General features: G+C 75.3%; 12 protein-coding genes. 8 read left to right on the top strand and 4 right to left on the bottom strand.

Going from position 1 to position 15,557, the window contains the following annotated elements; translation table 11 throughout:
- Nucleotides 1-3: 3 nt before the first annotated feature.
- Nucleotides 4-534 carry a TerD family protein gene (locus BJP40_RS12850; protein ID WP_071263883.1) on the bottom strand — a complete coding sequence of 177 codons (531 nt, stop codon included), beginning with the start codon at nt 532-534 and terminating at the stop codon, nt 4-6.
- An 84-nt stretch (nt 535-618) separates the two neighbouring features.
- A complete protein-coding gene (locus BJP40_RS12845) occupies nt 619-1,596 on the bottom strand; it encodes a DUF1152 domain-containing protein (RefSeq protein WP_071280476.1) in 978 nt (325 codons plus the stop codon).
- A gap of 133 nt (nt 1,597-1,729) precedes the next feature.
- Between BJP40_RS12845 and BJP40_RS12840 the strand changes: the two genes are divergently transcribed.
- The 4 genes from BJP40_RS12840 to BJP40_RS12825 all read left to right on the top strand — a co-directional run bounded on the left by BJP40_RS12840 (nt 1,730) and on the right by BJP40_RS12825 (nt 5,072).
- A complete protein-coding gene (locus BJP40_RS12840) occupies nt 1,730-2,335 on the top strand; it encodes a YdbC family protein (protein ID WP_079171135.1) in 606 nt (201 codons plus the stop codon).
- Nucleotides 2,336-2,555: 220 nt separating this feature from the next.
- Nucleotides 2,556-3,467, top strand: a complete 912-nt coding sequence (locus BJP40_RS12835; protein WP_071280474.1) for an ADP-ribosylglycohydrolase family protein — start codon at nt 2,556-2,558, stop codon at nt 3,465-3,467.
- Between the two features lie 191 nt (nt 3,468-3,658).
- Complete coding sequence (locus BJP40_RS12830) at nt 3,659-4,369, top strand: ribonuclease HII (RefSeq protein WP_071280473.1); 711 nt, start codon at nt 3,659-3,661, stop codon at nt 4,367-4,369.
- Nucleotides 4,370-4,463: 94 nt separating this feature from the next.
- Complete coding sequence (locus BJP40_RS12825) at nt 4,464-5,072, top strand: hypothetical protein (RefSeq protein WP_071280472.1); 609 nt, start codon at nt 4,464-4,466, stop codon at nt 5,070-5,072.
- A gap of 387 nt (nt 5,073-5,459) precedes the next feature.
- Here BJP40_RS12825 and BJP40_RS12820 read toward each other — a convergent pair whose 3' ends face one another.
- The gene (locus BJP40_RS12820) at nt 5,460-6,089 is read right to left on the bottom strand and encodes a hypothetical protein (protein WP_071280471.1); all 630 of its coding nucleotides are present in this window, start codon (nt 6,087-6,089) and stop codon (nt 5,460-5,462) included.
- A 213-nt stretch (nt 6,090-6,302) separates the two neighbouring features.
- Complete coding sequence (locus tag BJP40_RS12815; RefSeq protein WP_071280470.1) at nt 6,303-8,474, bottom strand: ATP-dependent DNA helicase RecQ; 2,172 nt, start codon at nt 8,472-8,474, stop codon at nt 6,303-6,305.
- Nucleotides 8,475-8,644: 170 nt separating this feature from the next.
- Here BJP40_RS12815 and BJP40_RS31715 point away from each other — a divergent pair, with 170 nt between their 5' ends.
- The 4 genes from BJP40_RS31715 to BJP40_RS35500 all read left to right on the top strand — a co-directional run.
- The gene (locus tag BJP40_RS31715) at nt 8,645-10,576 is read left to right on the top strand and encodes a DUF4192 domain-containing protein (protein WP_371258632.1); all 1,932 of its coding nucleotides are present in this window, start codon (nt 8,645-8,647) and stop codon (nt 10,574-10,576) included.
- 106 nt (nt 10,577-10,682) lie between these two features.
- A complete protein-coding gene (locus BJP40_RS12805; protein ID WP_079171128.1) occupies nt 10,683-12,809 on the top strand; it encodes a glycogen debranching N-terminal domain-containing protein in 2,127 nt (708 codons plus the stop codon).
- A 74-nt stretch (nt 12,810-12,883) separates the two neighbouring features.
- Nucleotides 12,884-13,654: an NUDIX domain-containing protein gene (locus BJP40_RS12800; RefSeq protein WP_071280469.1), complete on the top strand. Its 771-nt coding sequence runs from the start codon at nt 12,884-12,886 to the stop codon at nt 13,652-13,654.
- 164 nt (nt 13,655-13,818) lie between these two features.
- The coding region (locus BJP40_RS35500; protein WP_226962420.1) for an ATP-binding cassette domain-containing protein at nt 13,819-15,557 on the top strand (1,739 nt) is incomplete at its 3' end.

Below are 15,557 nucleotides of genomic sequence, written 5' to 3'. Positions count from 1 at the left end.
GGCTCAGGGCAGGCGGGCGCCCATGTCGCGGGCGAAGGACTGCGGATCGCCGTCGAAGCCGCGCACGAGCGGGTGCATCCGCCAGGGGCCGCCCCCTTCCCGCGTGAACTCCACGACGGTCGCCGCCGTGGCGTCCCGCAGACCGCTGAAGTCGACCGCCATCAGCTCGTCGTAGCCTTCCTTCAGCACCAGTTGTGTGTGTGCCACCTGCCCGAAGACGACCTGGCCGCCGCCCTGCTGGATGGCCACACCCACCACCACGCGCGCGTACGCGTCGGACAGCCGGTCCAGCTCCAGGACCATCGACTCGTCGACGCCGAAGCCCTGCCCGGTGCGGCTGTCCCGGGTCAGCGTGATCGTGCCGTCCGGCGAACGGCTGTCGAAGTGCACCAGGTAGGCGGGCTCCCCGTACGGGTCCTCCGCCCGGTACACCGCGGCGATGATGTCCAGGTCGTGCACGGGCCCGCCGCCCGTGCTCGGGTCCCACCTGAGGTCCACCTCGGCCTTGGCGATCCCCTTGTTGAGGCTGCTCATCGGCTCCCCCTCTCTGCTGCCTGTCCGTGCGGCCCGGCCAACTGCCGCCCGCACCGGTCTCCTTGCACATGGTGTCACGGAGCGTCAGTGCGGAATGCCGCGCGGTGGCCGCTGCCGGGTCACACCGTCCTCGCGGAACTCCGCGATACGGCTGCTCACCTGCCGCATCGGATGGGTGTCCTCGATCTGCTCCAGGTACAGGCAGCGGCGCGCCAGACCCGCCAGTTCGAAGGTGAAGTACAGCCCCATCAACGGGTTGACGAAGAGCTCGCTGTCGGCGGTACGGGACGTGAACCGCACGTCCCCGAAGGAGCCGCGCACCGCCTCCGCTATGGAGCCGTTCACGATGCTGGGACGGTCCTCCGTCCGGCTCTGGGCGTAGGCCACGGCGTCGAGGAACAGCGCGCCCTCCCGCGTCGAGCGGGAGACGGAGAACGCCCCCAGGTAGGCGCCGTCCCGCTCCAGCGCCGCGATGTTCTCCAGGACGAGTCCGTGGCTCACCCCGTGGTACGCGTCCACGCCGAAGCCGATCGAGGCCACGAAGCACTCGGGCGCCGCTCCGTCCCCAGGGGCCAGGCCGGCCAGCGCCGCCACGCTCGCCAGGTCCTCCTCGGGCGTGCCGAGCCCCGACTCGTCGCCCCGCATCAGGATGTCCGTCCCGCCGTCGACCAGGACGACCGCGTCGACGGCGTGGTGGGTGATCAGTGCCCGGTACGCCGCGCGCAGCGGCTGTACGCCGACCTGGGGGAAGGCGTACACCGTGCTCGGCAGCCCGTGCAGCGCGAGCCACTCCGCGAGGACCCGCTCGGGAAAGTACCGGTGGTGCACTCCCGTCTCAGGTGTCACGACGGCCACGTCCGGCGCGAGCCACGCCTCGGACGGCAGCCCCGCCAGTGCGCTGAAGGACAGGTTCGCCAGGTGGACCCGCTTGCCCTGGTGGTGCAGCGACAGTGCCAGCGGCAGCCCGGCGAAGACGTCGAAGCCCCCGCCGGCGCCCGCCACGAGCACCCGCTGCGCCGTGTCGAGCCGGGCGAACAGGGGATTCACGTGCAGGGAGCTCATGGGCGCCCATTCTGGCGGCACGGCTCACGCGGGCGCGCCCGGATTCACCGGGAGCCGGGAGAACGCCCCCGCAGCCGGGGCGGGGTCCGCCGTGGCCGGGACCCGGCCGGGCCACGCGCCGTACGATGGCGCGGTGCTGGTCAAGTGGATGCGCTGCACCGTCGTGGACCGCCGGGGGTTCGAGAGGGGGCAGCGGAAATGGGCGGGGTTGCCGGGGGAGCCGGGGTTCCGCGGGCAGGGCGGCGGATGGAGCCGACTGCGCCCCGGTGTGGCACACGTGTTCTCCTTCTGGGAGAGCCGGGCCTTCTACGACTCCTTCATGGCCCGCTCCCACGACCGGCTGGCCGCCGCGCAGACCGGCACCTACACGGACGCACAGGTGCGGCTGTTCGATCACCGCTTCGACGTGAAGACGGGCTTCGAGCCGCGCTTCACCGACGCCGACGTCGTGCGCGTCGCCCACAGCCGGATCCGGGAGGACCGGGTCGAGCACTACGCCCTCATGCAGGAGAAGGTATGGAACCCCGCCATGGCGGGATCCCCCGGCATGCTGCGCGGGCTCTTCGGCGAGGCCCCCGGGAACGAGTTCGTCGTCCTCTCCATGTGGCGCTCCGCCGCCGAGCACGGCAAGTACCGCACCGAGCGGGTGGAACGGCTCGCGCTGCGCGCCCAGCTCGCCGTCGACGTGGTGGCCCTGACGGGGGATGTCGTGGACCTCGACGCGGCGTGGACCGTCTGAGGCCGCGGACGGGGGCCGACCCGGGAGGACGCGACAGGGTGCGGTGACCCGGTCAGCCCCTCTGGCGGGTCCGCGGGTCGGATCCGTACACGGCGCCGCTCCCTCCGCCACGGCCCTGCGGAGCGGGAGAGGTGGCGCGGCGCAGCGGCCTCGCCGCGGGTGCCGGCGTGCACGGCGTCACCCCGGGCGGCGCCCTCCCACCGGATAGAGTGGCGGTGCGATGACCGCTGACTCCGCTTCCGCCCAGCGCTTCCAGCGCGCCCTGGCCAGCCTGCGGGGGCTGGCCGTGGGAGACGCCCTGGGCTCCCAGTTCTTCGTGCCCGCCCACTACCCCCTGCTGAAGCGCCGCGAGCTGCCCCCCGGCACCTGGCAGTGGACCGATGACACGGAAATGGCCTGTTCCGTCGTCTCCGTCCTCGCCGCCCACGGCCGCATCGACCAGGACTCCCTCGCCCGCTCCTTCGCCGAGCACCACGACTTCGACCGCGGCTACGGTCCCGCGGTCAACCGGATGCTGCGGCTGATCCGGGAGGGCGGCGACTGGCGGGAGCTCGCCGCCGCCCTGTTCCAGGGACAGGGCTCCTGGGGCAACGGCGCCGCCATGCGTATCGCGCCGCTCGGCGCCTGGTACGCGGATGATCCCGAGCAGGCCACCCACCAGGCCGAGATCTCCTCGTACACCACGCACCAGCACCGCGAGGCCGTCGTGGGCTGCATGGCGGTGGCGGCCGCGGCAGCACTGGCCGCCGCCCCGGCAGGCCCGCCGAAGGCCACGGACTTCCTGGACGCCGTCATCGCCCTCGTACCGCGCAGCGCCGTCGGCGCCGGGCTGCGGCGTGCACGGGACATGCTGGACTACGGCGACCCGCAGACCGTCGCCGCCGTCCTCGGCTGCGGACGGCGCACCAGCGCGCACGACACCGTGCCGTTCGCCCTGTGGTCGGCGGCCCGGGCCCTGGACGACTACGAGCAGGCGTTCTGGACCACCGCGCAGGTGGGCGGGGACGTGGACACCACCTGCGCCATCGTGGGCGGCGTCGTCGCGGCGGCACCGGCCGGGGCGCCGCCGGCGGACTGGCGGGAGCGGACCGAGGCCCTGCCGGGCTGGCTCCCGGCAGGGCCCGCGTACTGACGTCCGGCGGCCCGTGTCCGCGCGCCGCACGCGGGGCCTACGATGGTGGCGTGCCGCGGCGGTGAGTGCCGCCCCGCCGCCGTCGCCCCGCTGTCCCGTACGGCTGCCGACGGCCGCACGGCACCGGTACCGCGCAGAAACGGCATCCGGGTGTTGCGGGCCGGGACGGGCGGCGTAACCTGTCAGGCGCCATGCCGTACGAACCTCCCACCCACACCGTCGAGCGCTCGATCCGGGCGACCACCGGCGCCAAAGTCATCGCCGGAGTCGACGAAGTCGGACGCGGGGCGTGGGCGGGGCCCGTCACGGTGTGCGCGGCCGTCACCGGACTGCGCCGACCGCCGACCGGACTCACCGACTCCAAGCTCCTGACGCCCAAGCGGCGCGGCGAACTGGCCGCGGAACTCGCACAGTGGGTCACCGCCCACTCCCTGGGCTCCGCGTCCCCCGAGGAGATCGACGCACTCGGGATGACGGCGGCGCTGCGGCTCGCGGCGGTCCGCGCGCTGGACGCACTGCCGGTGCGGCCGGACGCGGTGATCCTCGACGGCAAGCACGATTACCTCGGCGACCCCTGGCGGGTCCGCACGGTGATCAAGGGCGACCAGTCCTGCGTCGCGGTGGCCGCGGCCTCCGTGCTCGCGAAGGTGCGGCGCGACGCCTACATGGCGGCGCTGGGGGAGGAGTCCTCCGCATACGCGCCCTTCGGATTCGGTGCCAACGCCGGCTATCCGTCGCCCACGCACAAGGCCGCGCTGGCGGAGCGGGGTCCCACCCCGCACCACCGGCTGTCCTGGGCCTACCTGGACGCGCTGCCGCAGTGGCGGCACCTGAAGAAGGTCCGTGTCCCCGCCGACGCGACAGCCCTGGAGAGCGGGGGCCAGCTCGGTTTCGACTTCTGACCGCTGACTCTCCGCCCGGTCCGGGCCCACGGGCCGCGACCGGGCACGTGACCCGCCGATGCTTTCCGCAACGGCGTTTGATACATATGCATTTATGCCTCTCATCCCCGAGGAGCCTCAGATTCACGAGAGTGCCCAGGGTCCCCGCGCCACGCCGGCCGCCGGCCGGCCCGCGCCGACCCCACGTCCCGTACCCGGACCCCGTCCCGTACCCGGACCGCGTTCCGCGGCCACACCCCGGCCCGGCAGCCCGGCTCCCGGTCCTGCCAGGCCGAAGCCGGCGGCGGAGAATCGTTCCGGTAGCCAAAAGGCCCGACCCCAGATCCAGTTGATTCCCGCCCCGGCGGACGGTGCCGTGGACGCCGCGGAGGAGGCGGTCGACCTCCTGCTGGAGAGCGGCCGTGCACCCGGCGACATCCTGGTGCTCACGACGGGGGAGCAGCACCCGTGGGCGGCGCACGAGCTGTCCTTCGGCGAAGCCTCGTACTGGGCTCAGCACGACGCCCGCGAGGACGTGTTCTTCGCGGATGCGTCCGCCGTCGAGCGCGCCTCGGACCGGCCCGTGGTGGTCGTCGCCGTCAATGGCGGCGACGAGGCCGCCACGGTCCGCGCCCTGCCGGCGGCCCTGAACCGCGCCGGCACGCTGCTGATCGTGTGCGGTGACCCCCAGCGGGTCAACGCCGTGCTGGGCGCGGGCGTCTGACGGCGCCTCGCCTGCACGCCGCAGCGGACGGCGAGCGGCGCACCGTGCCGCGTGGTCCGCAGGCCGCGCCGAGCCCCTGCCCAGGGTGGTACGGGGCGCGTGCGCCGCAGCGCGCACGGCGGCGGCGCGGCCGTGCGGCGTGTGTGCAGCGGTTCGCGGCCTAGGAGCGGCTGAGCCGCTCCGTAGGAGCGACGGTCGGCCCGCCCGCGGTTCGGCACCCCACGGGAGCGGGGGCGGGGGCGGCAGGCCGGTTGCCGGGCGCCTCATGCCGGTTGCCGCACGCCGAGCCCGAGGCTCGGCGGCGGCTGCACCGGGGCGGCAGGCGCGGGACACCGTGGGGCAGCGCCCGGCGTGCGCCGTCGTGACTCCGCCGACCCGTGCTGCGCCTCAGCGCGCAGCCGTGCGCCGCAGGGGCCCGGCGGCGCCGCTCGCGCGCCGCGGCGCCTCCTGGTCCCCGCCGGCAAGGGCATCCGCCAGGTCGCCCGCGGGGGATGCGGAGTGGGGGTGCCGCCCGCCGCGCCCGTCACCCAGCACCTGCCAGCCGCCCTGCGTCAGCGTGATGTACGCACCGCAGCGCAGGCCGTGCAGGGTGCAGGCGTCCCGCAGACCCCACAACCACGCGCCGTCCTCGGCCGTCCACCGCTCGTCGCCCTCCCGGCAGGAGAGCAGCACGGCGGTACGGACGGGGACGCGCCGCCGCAGGTCGTGCGGGACGACACGGCGCAGGTGGGCGAGCAGGGCGTTGCGGAACTCCCATCCGTCGGCCGCGGTCGGCCGGGGCCGGAACGAGGCGCTGGCCGCGAGCCGTTCCCCGTGGTCGAGCACGGCGACGACGACGGTTCCCGGTGTCGGTCGATGCCGCGCGTGCAATCCGGTGACCACCTCACGGGGATTGCGCAGCAGGGGAATTTCGGCGGCCGCCCACTCGTCCGGTTCAAGAATGCGCGCGAGCCGGTTGGCGGAGGCGGTCGGCGTGGTCAACGAAGCGGCTGCGGACGGAGCGAATCCGAAGGTCACGGTCCTCCCTTCGCATACGCGCCCACAGAGCGGGCAGGGACGGGTGGGGGCGTGCCGCCACACGGCCCTGTCGGACCGCGAATGGCCGTGTAGGGGCTCAATCCGATTCTTGCGGGCGGCATGGGTGGGCGGCAACGAGCAATTGGGGCCCCTGACGGGAATGGGATGGTATGGGGCCCAATTCCGACGTGGTGAATTCCGTTACCGCCGGTCTCAGCCTGCGACCGCGAGGACCAGGGGAAACACACCGGGTGCGCCCTGACGGCGCAGCAGCCGCGCCCCGACCGCCAGCGTCCAGCCGCTGTCCGCGAAGTCGTCGACCAGCAGCACCGGACCGTCGGCGGACGCCAGGCGCTCGGCGAGCACGGGCGGCACGGTCAGGGCCCGGTGCAGACCGCACAGCCGCTGCGCGCTGTTCGTCCGCGAGATCCGCGCACCGGCCTCCTCCGGTACGTAGGCGAGGGAGCCCAGCAGCGGCATCCGGCCCACGGCGGCGATCCGCGCGCCGAGCGACGCCACCAACTCGGGTCGGCCGCGCGATGGGACGGTCACCACCCCGGCGGGCCGGGGCGGCGCGTCCGGTCCGCCCGACGCCCACCCGCCCGGCCCCTTGGCCCAGTCGGCCAGCACCTGCACCACCGCGTCCAGCACGTCCTCCGGCACCGGCCCGTCCGTCGCCTGCTCCGCCAGCAGCGGCCGCAGCCGGTTGCCCCAGCCGATGTCCGAGAGCCGGCCGAGCGCCCGGCCCGCGAACGCCTGCTCCCCAGCGGGAATGCGGCCCTTGAGGTCCACCCCGACCGCCGCGAGACCGGTCGGCCACATCCGCCGCGGCTCCAGCTCCACACCCGGCCTGCGCAGCTCGCCACGCGCCAGGTCCAGGGCGGCCGCCGACACCTTCGGGTCGAAACGGGGCCCCGCACAGTTGTCGCAGCGTCCGCACGGGGCCGCCTCCTCGTCGTCCAGCTGCCGCCGCAGGAACTCCATCCGGCACCCCGACGCCGCGACGTAGTCCCGCATCGCCTGCTGTTCCGCGGCCCGCTGCCGCGCCACCCGCTCGTACCGCTCCGCGTCGTACGACCACGGGCGCCCCGTGCTGGTCCAGCCGCCCTTGACCCTGCTCACCGCGCCGTCCACGTCGAGGACCTTGAGCATGGTCTCCAGCCGGGTGCGCCGCAGTTCGACCAGCGGCTCCAGGGCCGGCAGCGACAGGGGCCTGCCCGCGCCCGCCAGCACGTCCAGGGTCCGCCGCACCTGCTCCTCGGGAGGGAACGCGACGGACGCGAAGTACTGCCAGATCGCCTCGTCCTCCGGGCCCGGAAGCAGCAGCACCTCGGCGTGCTCCACTCCTCGCCCGGCCCGGCCCACCTGCTGGTAGTAGGCGATGGGGGAGGAGGGCGAGCCCAGGTGCACGACGAACCCGAGGTCAGGCTTGTCGAACCCCATGCCGAGCGCCGACGTGGCGACGAGCGCCTTGACCCGGTTGGCCAGCAGATCCTCCTCGGCCCTGCGCCGGTCGGCGTCCTCCGTACGGCCCGTGTACGAAGCCACCGTGTGCCCGCACTGGCGGAGGTACGCGGCGACCTCCTCGGCCGCTGCGACCGTGAGGGTGTAGACGATCCCGGAACCCGGCAGCTCACCGAGGTGGTCGGCGAGCCAGGCCAGGCGGTGCGCCGCGTCGGGCAACCGGATCACGCCCAGGCTGAGGCTCTCCCGGTCGAGGGGCCCGCGCAGCACCAGCGCGTCGGTGCCCGCCCCCGTGCCGAGTTGCTCGGCGACGTCCGCCGTCACGCGTGCGTTGGCGGTCGCCGTGGTCGCCAGGACCGGCACGCCGGGGGGAAGCTCCGCCAGCATGCTGCGCAGCCGGCGGTAGTCGGGCCGGAAGTCGTGGCCCCAGTCGGAGATGCAGTGCGCCTCGTCCACGACGAGCAGCCCGGCCGCGGCGGCGAGCCGGGGCAGCACCTCCTCACGGAAGCCCAGCGAGTTGAGCCGCTCCGGGGACACCAGCAGGACGTCGACCCGGCCCTCGGCGATCTCCTCCTGGATCGCGTCCCACTCCTCCGGGTTCGACGAGTTGATGGTCCGTGCGTGGATGCCGGCCCTGACCGCGGACTCCACCTGGTTGCGCATGAGCGCGAGCAGCGGCGAAACGATCACGGTCGGGCCCGAACCCGACGCCCGCAGCAGCGCGGTGGCCACGAAGTACACCGCCGACTTGCCCCAGCCCGTGCGCTGCACGACCAGGGCGCGTCTGCCGTGCGCGACGAGTGCCTCGATCGCCCGCCACTGGTCCTCGCGCAGCCTGGCCGTGCCGGTGGCGTCGCCGACCAGGCGGGCGAGCACGGCGTCGGCGGTCGCGCGGAGATCTCCCTGCTGCGTGTGGTCCATGCCTCACATGGAACAGCACAGGACTGACACCGGGCGAACAGGCCGGTCGAACGGCGCAGGGCCGCCCCCGCTTCCGGCCGCCGTCAAGCCCTGTGGACAGCGCAGACGCCGCAGGCCGGGGGTTTTCCACAGGGCTCGACGGGGGGCCGGGGACGCGGGACCGTCATGCCATGAACGAACGACACGACGACATCACGGGTCCCGACGACACCGCCCGGCCGGACGGGGACGGGACGGCTGACGACCACGGCACGGCGGGAGAGACACGTATGCGGGGAGGAGCGGGCCGGCACGGGGCGCGCACGCCGGAGAGGCAGGCGGGCGGCGCTGCGGGGGCGACGGACGGTCCGGCCGGAACGGGTGACGGCCGCGGCACGGCGGACGTCGCGAGCCCACAGGACGGCGCGAGCACTCAGAACGGAGTCGGGCAGGGGCCGGCACGGCCCGACCGCGTCCTGTTCGGACAGGGGCCGCAGCTCACCCTGCGCGGTCCGGCCGAACTGGCCGACGCCCTGCCGTACATGTTCGGCTTCCACCCCACGGACAGCGTGGTGCTGCTGGCCCTGCACGGCGAGCGCGGCAGGTTCGGCGGGCGGCTGCGGCTGGGCATCCCCCGCTCCCCGCGCGAATGGGAGCCCGTCGCCGAGCAGCTCGCCGAGTGCCTGGTGGGCGGAAGCGAGCGGAAGGGCGCGAGGCCCGACGGCATCGTGGTCTTCCTCTGCCAGGATCCCGGCGAAGGGGAGACGGGCCGGGGCGTCATGGAGCGGCTGCGGCCCCTCGCCCAGAAGCTGCGCACCGCCTGCGGCGCCCTCGACGTGCCGGTGTACGAGGCACTGTGCATCTCCGCCGGCCGCTTCTGGTCCTACTGCTGCCCCGACAGTGACTGCTGCCCGCCGGGCGGACGGGCACTGGCCGAGCCCGGCACGTCGGTGATGGCGGCGGCAGCCGCGTACTCCGGGATCCATCTCCGGGGTTCGCTGCGCGACATGCAGGCGCGGCTGCGGCCCTGGACCACCGGAGCCGTGGCCGAGCAGCTCAGTGCGCTCGATGAGGCGAGCGCGGCACTCCTGCACCGGATGGTGGGCACCGAGGGCTGCGAGCGGGTGCGCGAGGAGACGATCCGGAGGGCCGGGCGGCTCATCCGGCGCCTCGCCGACCGGCCCCAGCCCCCGGTCCCGGCGGAGGCCGACGCCGCGGACGACCGGCTCCTCACACACGAGGAGGCGGCAGAGCTGATCGTCGGACTTCAGGACCGCCTGACCAGGGACCGGGCTGCCGAATGGATGGAGGGTGCGGACGCCGCCCCCGCGCTGCGGCTGTGGCGGGCGCTGGCTCGGCGCTGCGTCGGCGCCTACGGAGAGCACGCCGCCGCGCCGCTGTGCCTGGCCGGCTGGGTGGCCTGGTCCACGCATGACGAGCCCAGCGCCCGTGTGGCCCTCGGGCTCGCCCTGGAAGCCGACCCGGAGTACGTCTTCGCCAGGCTCCTCCACCAGGCGTGCAACGAGCAGGTGGATCCGGAGTCGCTGCGGCAGTGCCTGCGGGGTGAGCGCGCCGCGAGGGAGGCGACCGGCGCCCTGACCGGTGCCTCGCGGCCGAGCGGGCGCCTGCCCGGTGCGGGCGCGCGGCGCCGGATGCGCGCCCGCACGTCCCGGGTGGGCCGTACGGCGCGGGCCGCCTCGGCCGCAGGCTCCGGCACTCCCTCGCCCTCCGGCAGTGGCCGGTCGGGGCCCCGCCCGCCCCGGGGCGAGCCGCGACGCACGCCCCGACCCCACGCCGTGGCCTCGCCGACCGCCACCCGTGCCTTCGGCCCGGCGCAGGCGCGCCCCGCCGACGGCTCCGGGCGCACCGCGACGAGCCCGCCCGCCTCCGCCGTGCCGTCCGTGGACGCGCCGCAGACGCCCGGGACCCCACACTCAGCCGGAGCCGGAGCCGGAGCCGGAGCCGGAGCCGGAGCCGGAGCCGGGACGGGAGGTGAGGTGCGGAGCCGTCCCTCCCACGCCGCTCCGGGCGGTGCAGGGAGCAGTCCACGGACCCGGGCGGGGAACGGAAGCCGTGCCGGTGGCCGGGGCGACACAGCACCGGGGCGGGGGGCGCGGGCGTGACCAGGGTGCGCCGTGCGGCGTTCACGTCTGTGGCGGAGTCGACCGACCCGTGCCGCCGTACCTCCAGCGGCTGTCCGGAGCGCACAGAAGGCTCAGCAGACGACCCATGGACCGCACTGCCCGCGCACCCTCCCCCCGTCCCGCCGGCGCGCCCCCGGGCCGGCCGTCCGGCGGCCCGGCCGTGCCACCGGGCGCATCCACAGGCCCCGACGCGGCCCCGGCCCGCCCACCGGGCGAAAGGCAGCCCGCCGCAGGGCGAGCGGTGCCGTTCCCTGCCGCCCGGGTGGCGGAACCCCTCTCCGTGCACGGTGCGCTCGTCTGCGTCGCCCTGCCGTGCATGGCGCTCTCCGCCGAGGACGGTCAGCTTGTCGGCCGCGGACTCGAAGGCGTCTACCAGTCGGGTCGCCGACTGCTCTCCCGCAGTCGACTCCGGGTCTTCGACCAGGAACCACTCGTCCTCCAGGGGCGCATGGCCGCCTCCGACCGGGCACGTTTCCTCGGCGCGGTCCGCACACCCGCCGACCTCGGGCCCGACCCCGGAGCCACGGTCGAACGGACCCGGGACGCCGACGGCACCGAGCGGATCACGTTCGGCAACGCCACGGGGCGCCCCCTGCGCCTTCCCGTCGAACTGGCCCTCGGCACGGACCTGGCCGCGCTCGGTGCCGTGGCCGCCGGCCGGGCGGGACCGGAACTGCGCGCCTCCGTCCACGGCACAGGGCTGCGCTGGTCGGCACCGGACGGCGCGCAGGCCGTCGTCACTGCCGACCCGCCGCCGAAGGACGCCCTGGCCTCGGCTGGCGTGCTGCGCTGGGAGCTGGTCCTCGGCCCCGGGGCACGCCGCACCATCGAGGTCGGTGTCCACGCGGGCCGCGCGGCCCGGCCGGTCGCACGCAGCGGAGGGCAGTGCCTTCCGGAGGGCCTCGCCGAGGGCGACGACCCGCGGGTGGAGCCGCTGCTCCGCACCAGCCTCGATGACGTGCGGGCCCTCCTGGTGCGGGACCCGGCGCACCCGGCGGACATCCACCTCGCCGCCGGCGTGCCGTGGCGCTGCGGCGCGGCCCCCGCCGAGGCGCTGTGGGCCGCGCGCATGCTGCTCCCCCTGGGTACGCAGCTCGCGGCGGGCACGCTGCGCAGCGTCGCCAGGGCCGTGCGGACCGGCGCGGGTGCGTCGGAGGGGCGTGTGGCCGGCCCACTGCGGGACGCCGGGCCGTACCTCCCACCGGTCTGCACGGGGATCGAGGCGACCCTGGCCTTCCCCGCCGTGCTCGCCGAGGCCCGGCTGTGGGGGCTCCCCGAGCAGGAACTGGCCGAACTGCTGCCGACCGCGGAGCGGTGCATGCGATGGCTGCGGGGCGCGGCCGGAGAGAGCGGGCTCGTCGCCGAGCCGGGGCCCGGCGCGGGAGTCAGCCGCGCCGAGACCCAGGCTCATGCTCACCGCGCGGCGCTGCTCGGCGCCGACCTGCTGGAGGCATGCAACCGGCCCGGGGCCGAGGAATGGCGGGACTGGGCACGGGCGCTGCGTCTCCGGTTCGGGGCGGACTTCTGGTGCGAGGACCCGGCGGGTGGGCGGCCGGCGGCGGCGCTCACCGTGGAGGGACGGCCGGTCCCGGTGCTCGGAGGTGGAGCCGCCCATCTGCTGGACACCGGGATGCTCGGTGTGGGGCGGATCGCCGAGGGCCTGCTGGACAAGGTTCAGACGGAACAGCTCGCGAGGCTGCTGGGGAGCCCCTCCTGCGACAGCGGCTGGGGGCTGCGCGGGCTGGCCGCCAAGGAAGCCGCGTACAACCCGTTCGGCCACCGCGCGGGGGCCGTGCGGGTCCATGAGACGGCCGTCGCCGTCGCCGGGCTCGCGGCCGCGGGCTACGAGAGGGAGGCGGCCGGACTGCTGCGCGGCCTGCTCGATGCCGCCGAGGCCTTTGCGTACCGGCTACCGGAGATGTATGCGGGGGAGCAGCGAACGGCAGGGGGCGCGCCCGTGCCGCACCCGGCAGCCTGCCGCCCGGCCGCCGTCTCTGCGGCCGCCGCCGTGCACGTTCTGGTGGCGCTGGCGGGCATCCGGCCCGACGCTCCCGCCCGGACGGTGGCCCTCCAGCCGGTACGCTGCGCTCCGCTGGGGGCGATCAGGCTTGCCGGGCTGCGCGTCGCGGGGGAACCGTTCGCCGTGCGCGTCAGCAGGTTGGGTCTCGGCATGGTGGAGGAAGCGGCCCCCGGACTCCAGTTGGGGGTGTGACCACAGTGCGCGCAGCATCGCGGGAAGATCGCCGAGGGCGTGTTTATCGTCAGGAAGACGACTATGATCGCGTCATGCCCCCCTACGACCCCTCGGCCTTCCCGCCCTTCGCCGTGACCGTCGACCTGGTCGTGCTCACGGTTCGCCGTGACGCCCTGTGCGCGCTGGTCGTGCGGCGGGGCGAGCCGCCGTTCCAGGGCCGCTGGGCACTGCCCGGGGGATTCGTACGGCCCGATGAGGACCTGGACGCGGCCGCCGCCCGCGAGCTGGCGGAAGAGACCGGGCTGTGCGTGCACGAGCCGGGGGACCCCGAAGCCGCCCCCGGGGCCGGTGCCCACCTGGAGCAGCTCGCCACCTACGGCGACCCCCTGCGCGACCCCCGCATGCGCGTGGTCAGCGTTGCCCACCTCGCCCTCGCCCCCGACCTGCCGGCACCCCGACCCGGCGGCGACGCCAACAGCGTGCGCTGGGCCGCCGTGGAGGAGTTGCTCAGCGCCGACAGCGGTCCCGACAGGAGCGGCGAACAGGCGGGCCCGCTCGCCTTCGACCACGCGCGCATCCTGGCCGACGGTGTGGAGCGGGCGCGGTCCAAGATCGAGTACTCCTCGCTGGCCACCGCGTTCTGCCCCGCGGAGTTCACCGTCGGAGAGCTGCGGCGGGTGTACGAAGCGGTCTGGGGCGTCGCCCTCGACCCGCGGAACTTCCACCGCAAGGTCACCGGCACGCCCGGCTTCCTCGTGCCCGCGGGCGGGACCACGACGCGGCAGGGCGGGCGCCCCGCGCAGTTGTTCCGCGCCGGTGGTGCGACCCTGCTCAACCCTCCGATGCTGCGACCGGAAGTGTGACAGCGGTCGTCGCGGGCCGCCGCTGATGCCTTCCATCGGGTGCCGGCGGTGCACCGGCCTTCGCCGACCTTCCGAGACGCTGCGCTGAAAGTCCGAAATGTGGCGTTATCGTGCTGCGGTACCCGCCCTGCCGCCGAGCGGTCTCACCTCCCGCGAGAGAAGCGATGCTCCAGGCCATCGGACTGACCAGCACTCCCCGCCGCAACCGGCCGCCCACTGTGCACGACCTCACCTTCGAGGCGCGGCCGGGCCGCGTCACCGCCCTCTTCGGCGCGGCCGGCGCGGGCAAGACCACGGCCCTGAGGCTCATGCTCGGCCTCGAACAGGGCCGGGGCGTCACCTACTTCCGCGGCCGTCCGCTGGACCGGGTCGCCCACCCGCTCCGCGAGGTCGGCGTCCTCCTCGGTGACGTGCCCGGTCACCCGGCCCGTACGGTCCGCGGACAGCTCCGGATGCTCTGTGCGGCCACCGGGGTGCCCGTCGAACGCGCGGACGAACTCCTCGACGTGGTCGGCCTCGCCGAACTCCGCGACCAGCGGCTCGGCACCCTCTCCCTCGGCATGGAACGCCGACTCGGCATCGCCGCCGCCCTGTTGGGGGACCCGCACACCCTCGTCCTCGACGAACCCGCCGCCGGCCTCTCCCCCCGCGAGGCCGGGTGGCTGAGCGGAGTGCTGCGGGCTCACGCCGCCCACGGGGGCACCGTTCTGTTCACCACCTCCGATCCCCGGCAGGCCGCGCGCGTCGCCGACCGGGTCGTCGCCGTCGCCGCCGGGCGGCTGGTCGCGGACCAGGACGTGCAGTCCTTCGCCGCCACACGGTTGCGCCCGCGTGTCGCCGTCCACACCCCGCACGCCGCCCGACTCGCCGCGCTGCTCGGCCGGGAGGCCCGCACCGCCCGCCGTGCCCTGGAGGTCGTGACCGAGTCGGGCAACCGGCTCCACGTGTACGGGGGTACTTGCGCCGACGTGGGAGAGGTGGCCTTCCGGCACGGGATCCTCCTGCACCGCCTCGCCGACGAGACCGGCCCCGGCCCCGCGGCCCCGGAGGAGCCGCCCGGCGAAGCCGCCGTTGGCGGAGGCAGGGACTCCGGGAACGCCGTGCCCGCCACCGGGGACCGTCACGGCAGACTCACCCCCGCTCCGCGGCGGCCCTCGGCGGATCAGGCGCCCGCCTTGACCACCCGCGGTCTCGGCACGCTCCTCCACCGTGCCGCCACGGCCTCCTCGGCTCGGGCCGACGCTGAAGCGGCTGTCACGCCGAGCACCCCGGCCGGGCAATGGCTGCCCGGCGGGCGCTCCACCGGCGCCCGGGCGGCCGGGTCCCTGTGCGGATCCGAGGCCGTGACCGGGCAACCGGCGGCCGCGGCGCCGCCGCGCACCTGGCAGACCGCACACGTGGACACCGCGACCACCGGTGGCGGGGGCGAGGCAGAGGCGGGTTCCGGCGCTCCGGCGGAGAGCGGTGGGAGCCGTCGCCGGGCCGGTTCCCGCGAAGCGGAGCAGCGCGATGACGGGAGCGGCCTGCGCGCCGGTCACGGTCACGGCGAGACCCTGCCCGACGCCGTGGACCTTCCTGGGACGGACCGCTGCACCGCCCCGACCGCCGCGTCTGCCCCCACCGCCCCCGATGTCCCTGTTGCTTCCTCACCACCTGCCGCCTCCACTGCCTCTGCCACTCCCATCGCTTCGGGAGCTGCCTCTGCCGCTCCCGCCCCCGTCTCCTCCTCCGTCCCGGTCTCGTCTTCTGCCCCCGTCTCCTCCTCTGCCGCGGCGACTGCCTACACCCGCCCGGGCGCCGCCGGTTCTCCAGGCGTCGTCGACTCCCCGAACCTCCCCGGCTCCTCCGCACGCCCCGGCCTCCCAGGCGCTCCCGACAGCCTGGAGGGCGCCCACCCGCCCGC

This window comes from Streptomyces sp. CC53 (genome assembly GCF_001865245.1).
Taxonomy (GTDB): Bacteria; Actinomycetota; Actinomycetes; order Streptomycetales; family Streptomycetaceae; genus Streptomyces.
Note: the sequence above shows the minus strand (reverse complement) of the source record. Positions and strands in the feature narration are given on the sequence as shown.

Coding starts and splice junctions, on each gene's coding strand:
- BJP40_RS12850 (WP_071263883.1), bottom strand. CDS start 534: ATGAGCAGCCTCAACAAGGGGATCGCCAAGGCCGAGGTGGACCTCAGG.
- BJP40_RS12845 (WP_071280476.1), bottom strand. CDS start 1,596: ATGAGCTCCCTGCACGTGAATCCCCTGTTCGCCCGGCTCGACACGGCG.
- BJP40_RS12835 (WP_071280474.1), top strand. CDS start 2,556: ATGACCGCTGACTCCGCTTCCGCCCAGCGCTTCCAGCGCGCCCTGGCC.
- BJP40_RS12830 (WP_071280473.1), top strand. CDS start 3,659: ATGCCGTACGAACCTCCCACCCACACCGTCGAGCGCTCGATCCGGGCG.
- BJP40_RS12825 (WP_071280472.1), top strand. CDS start 4,464: ATGCCTCTCATCCCCGAGGAGCCTCAGATTCACGAGAGTGCCCAGGGT.
- BJP40_RS12815 (WP_071280470.1), bottom strand. CDS start 8,474: ATGGACCACACGCAGCAGGGAGATCTCCGCGCGACCGCCGACGCCGTG.
- BJP40_RS31715 (WP_371258632.1), top strand. CDS start 8,645: ATGAACGAACGACACGACGACATCACGGGTCCCGACGACACCGCCCGG.
- BJP40_RS12805 (WP_079171128.1), top strand. CDS start 10,683: ATGGACCGCACTGCCCGCGCACCCTCCCCCCGTCCCGCCGGCGCGCCC.
- BJP40_RS12800 (WP_071280469.1), top strand. CDS start 12,884: ATGCCCCCCTACGACCCCTCGGCCTTCCCGCCCTTCGCCGTGACCGTC.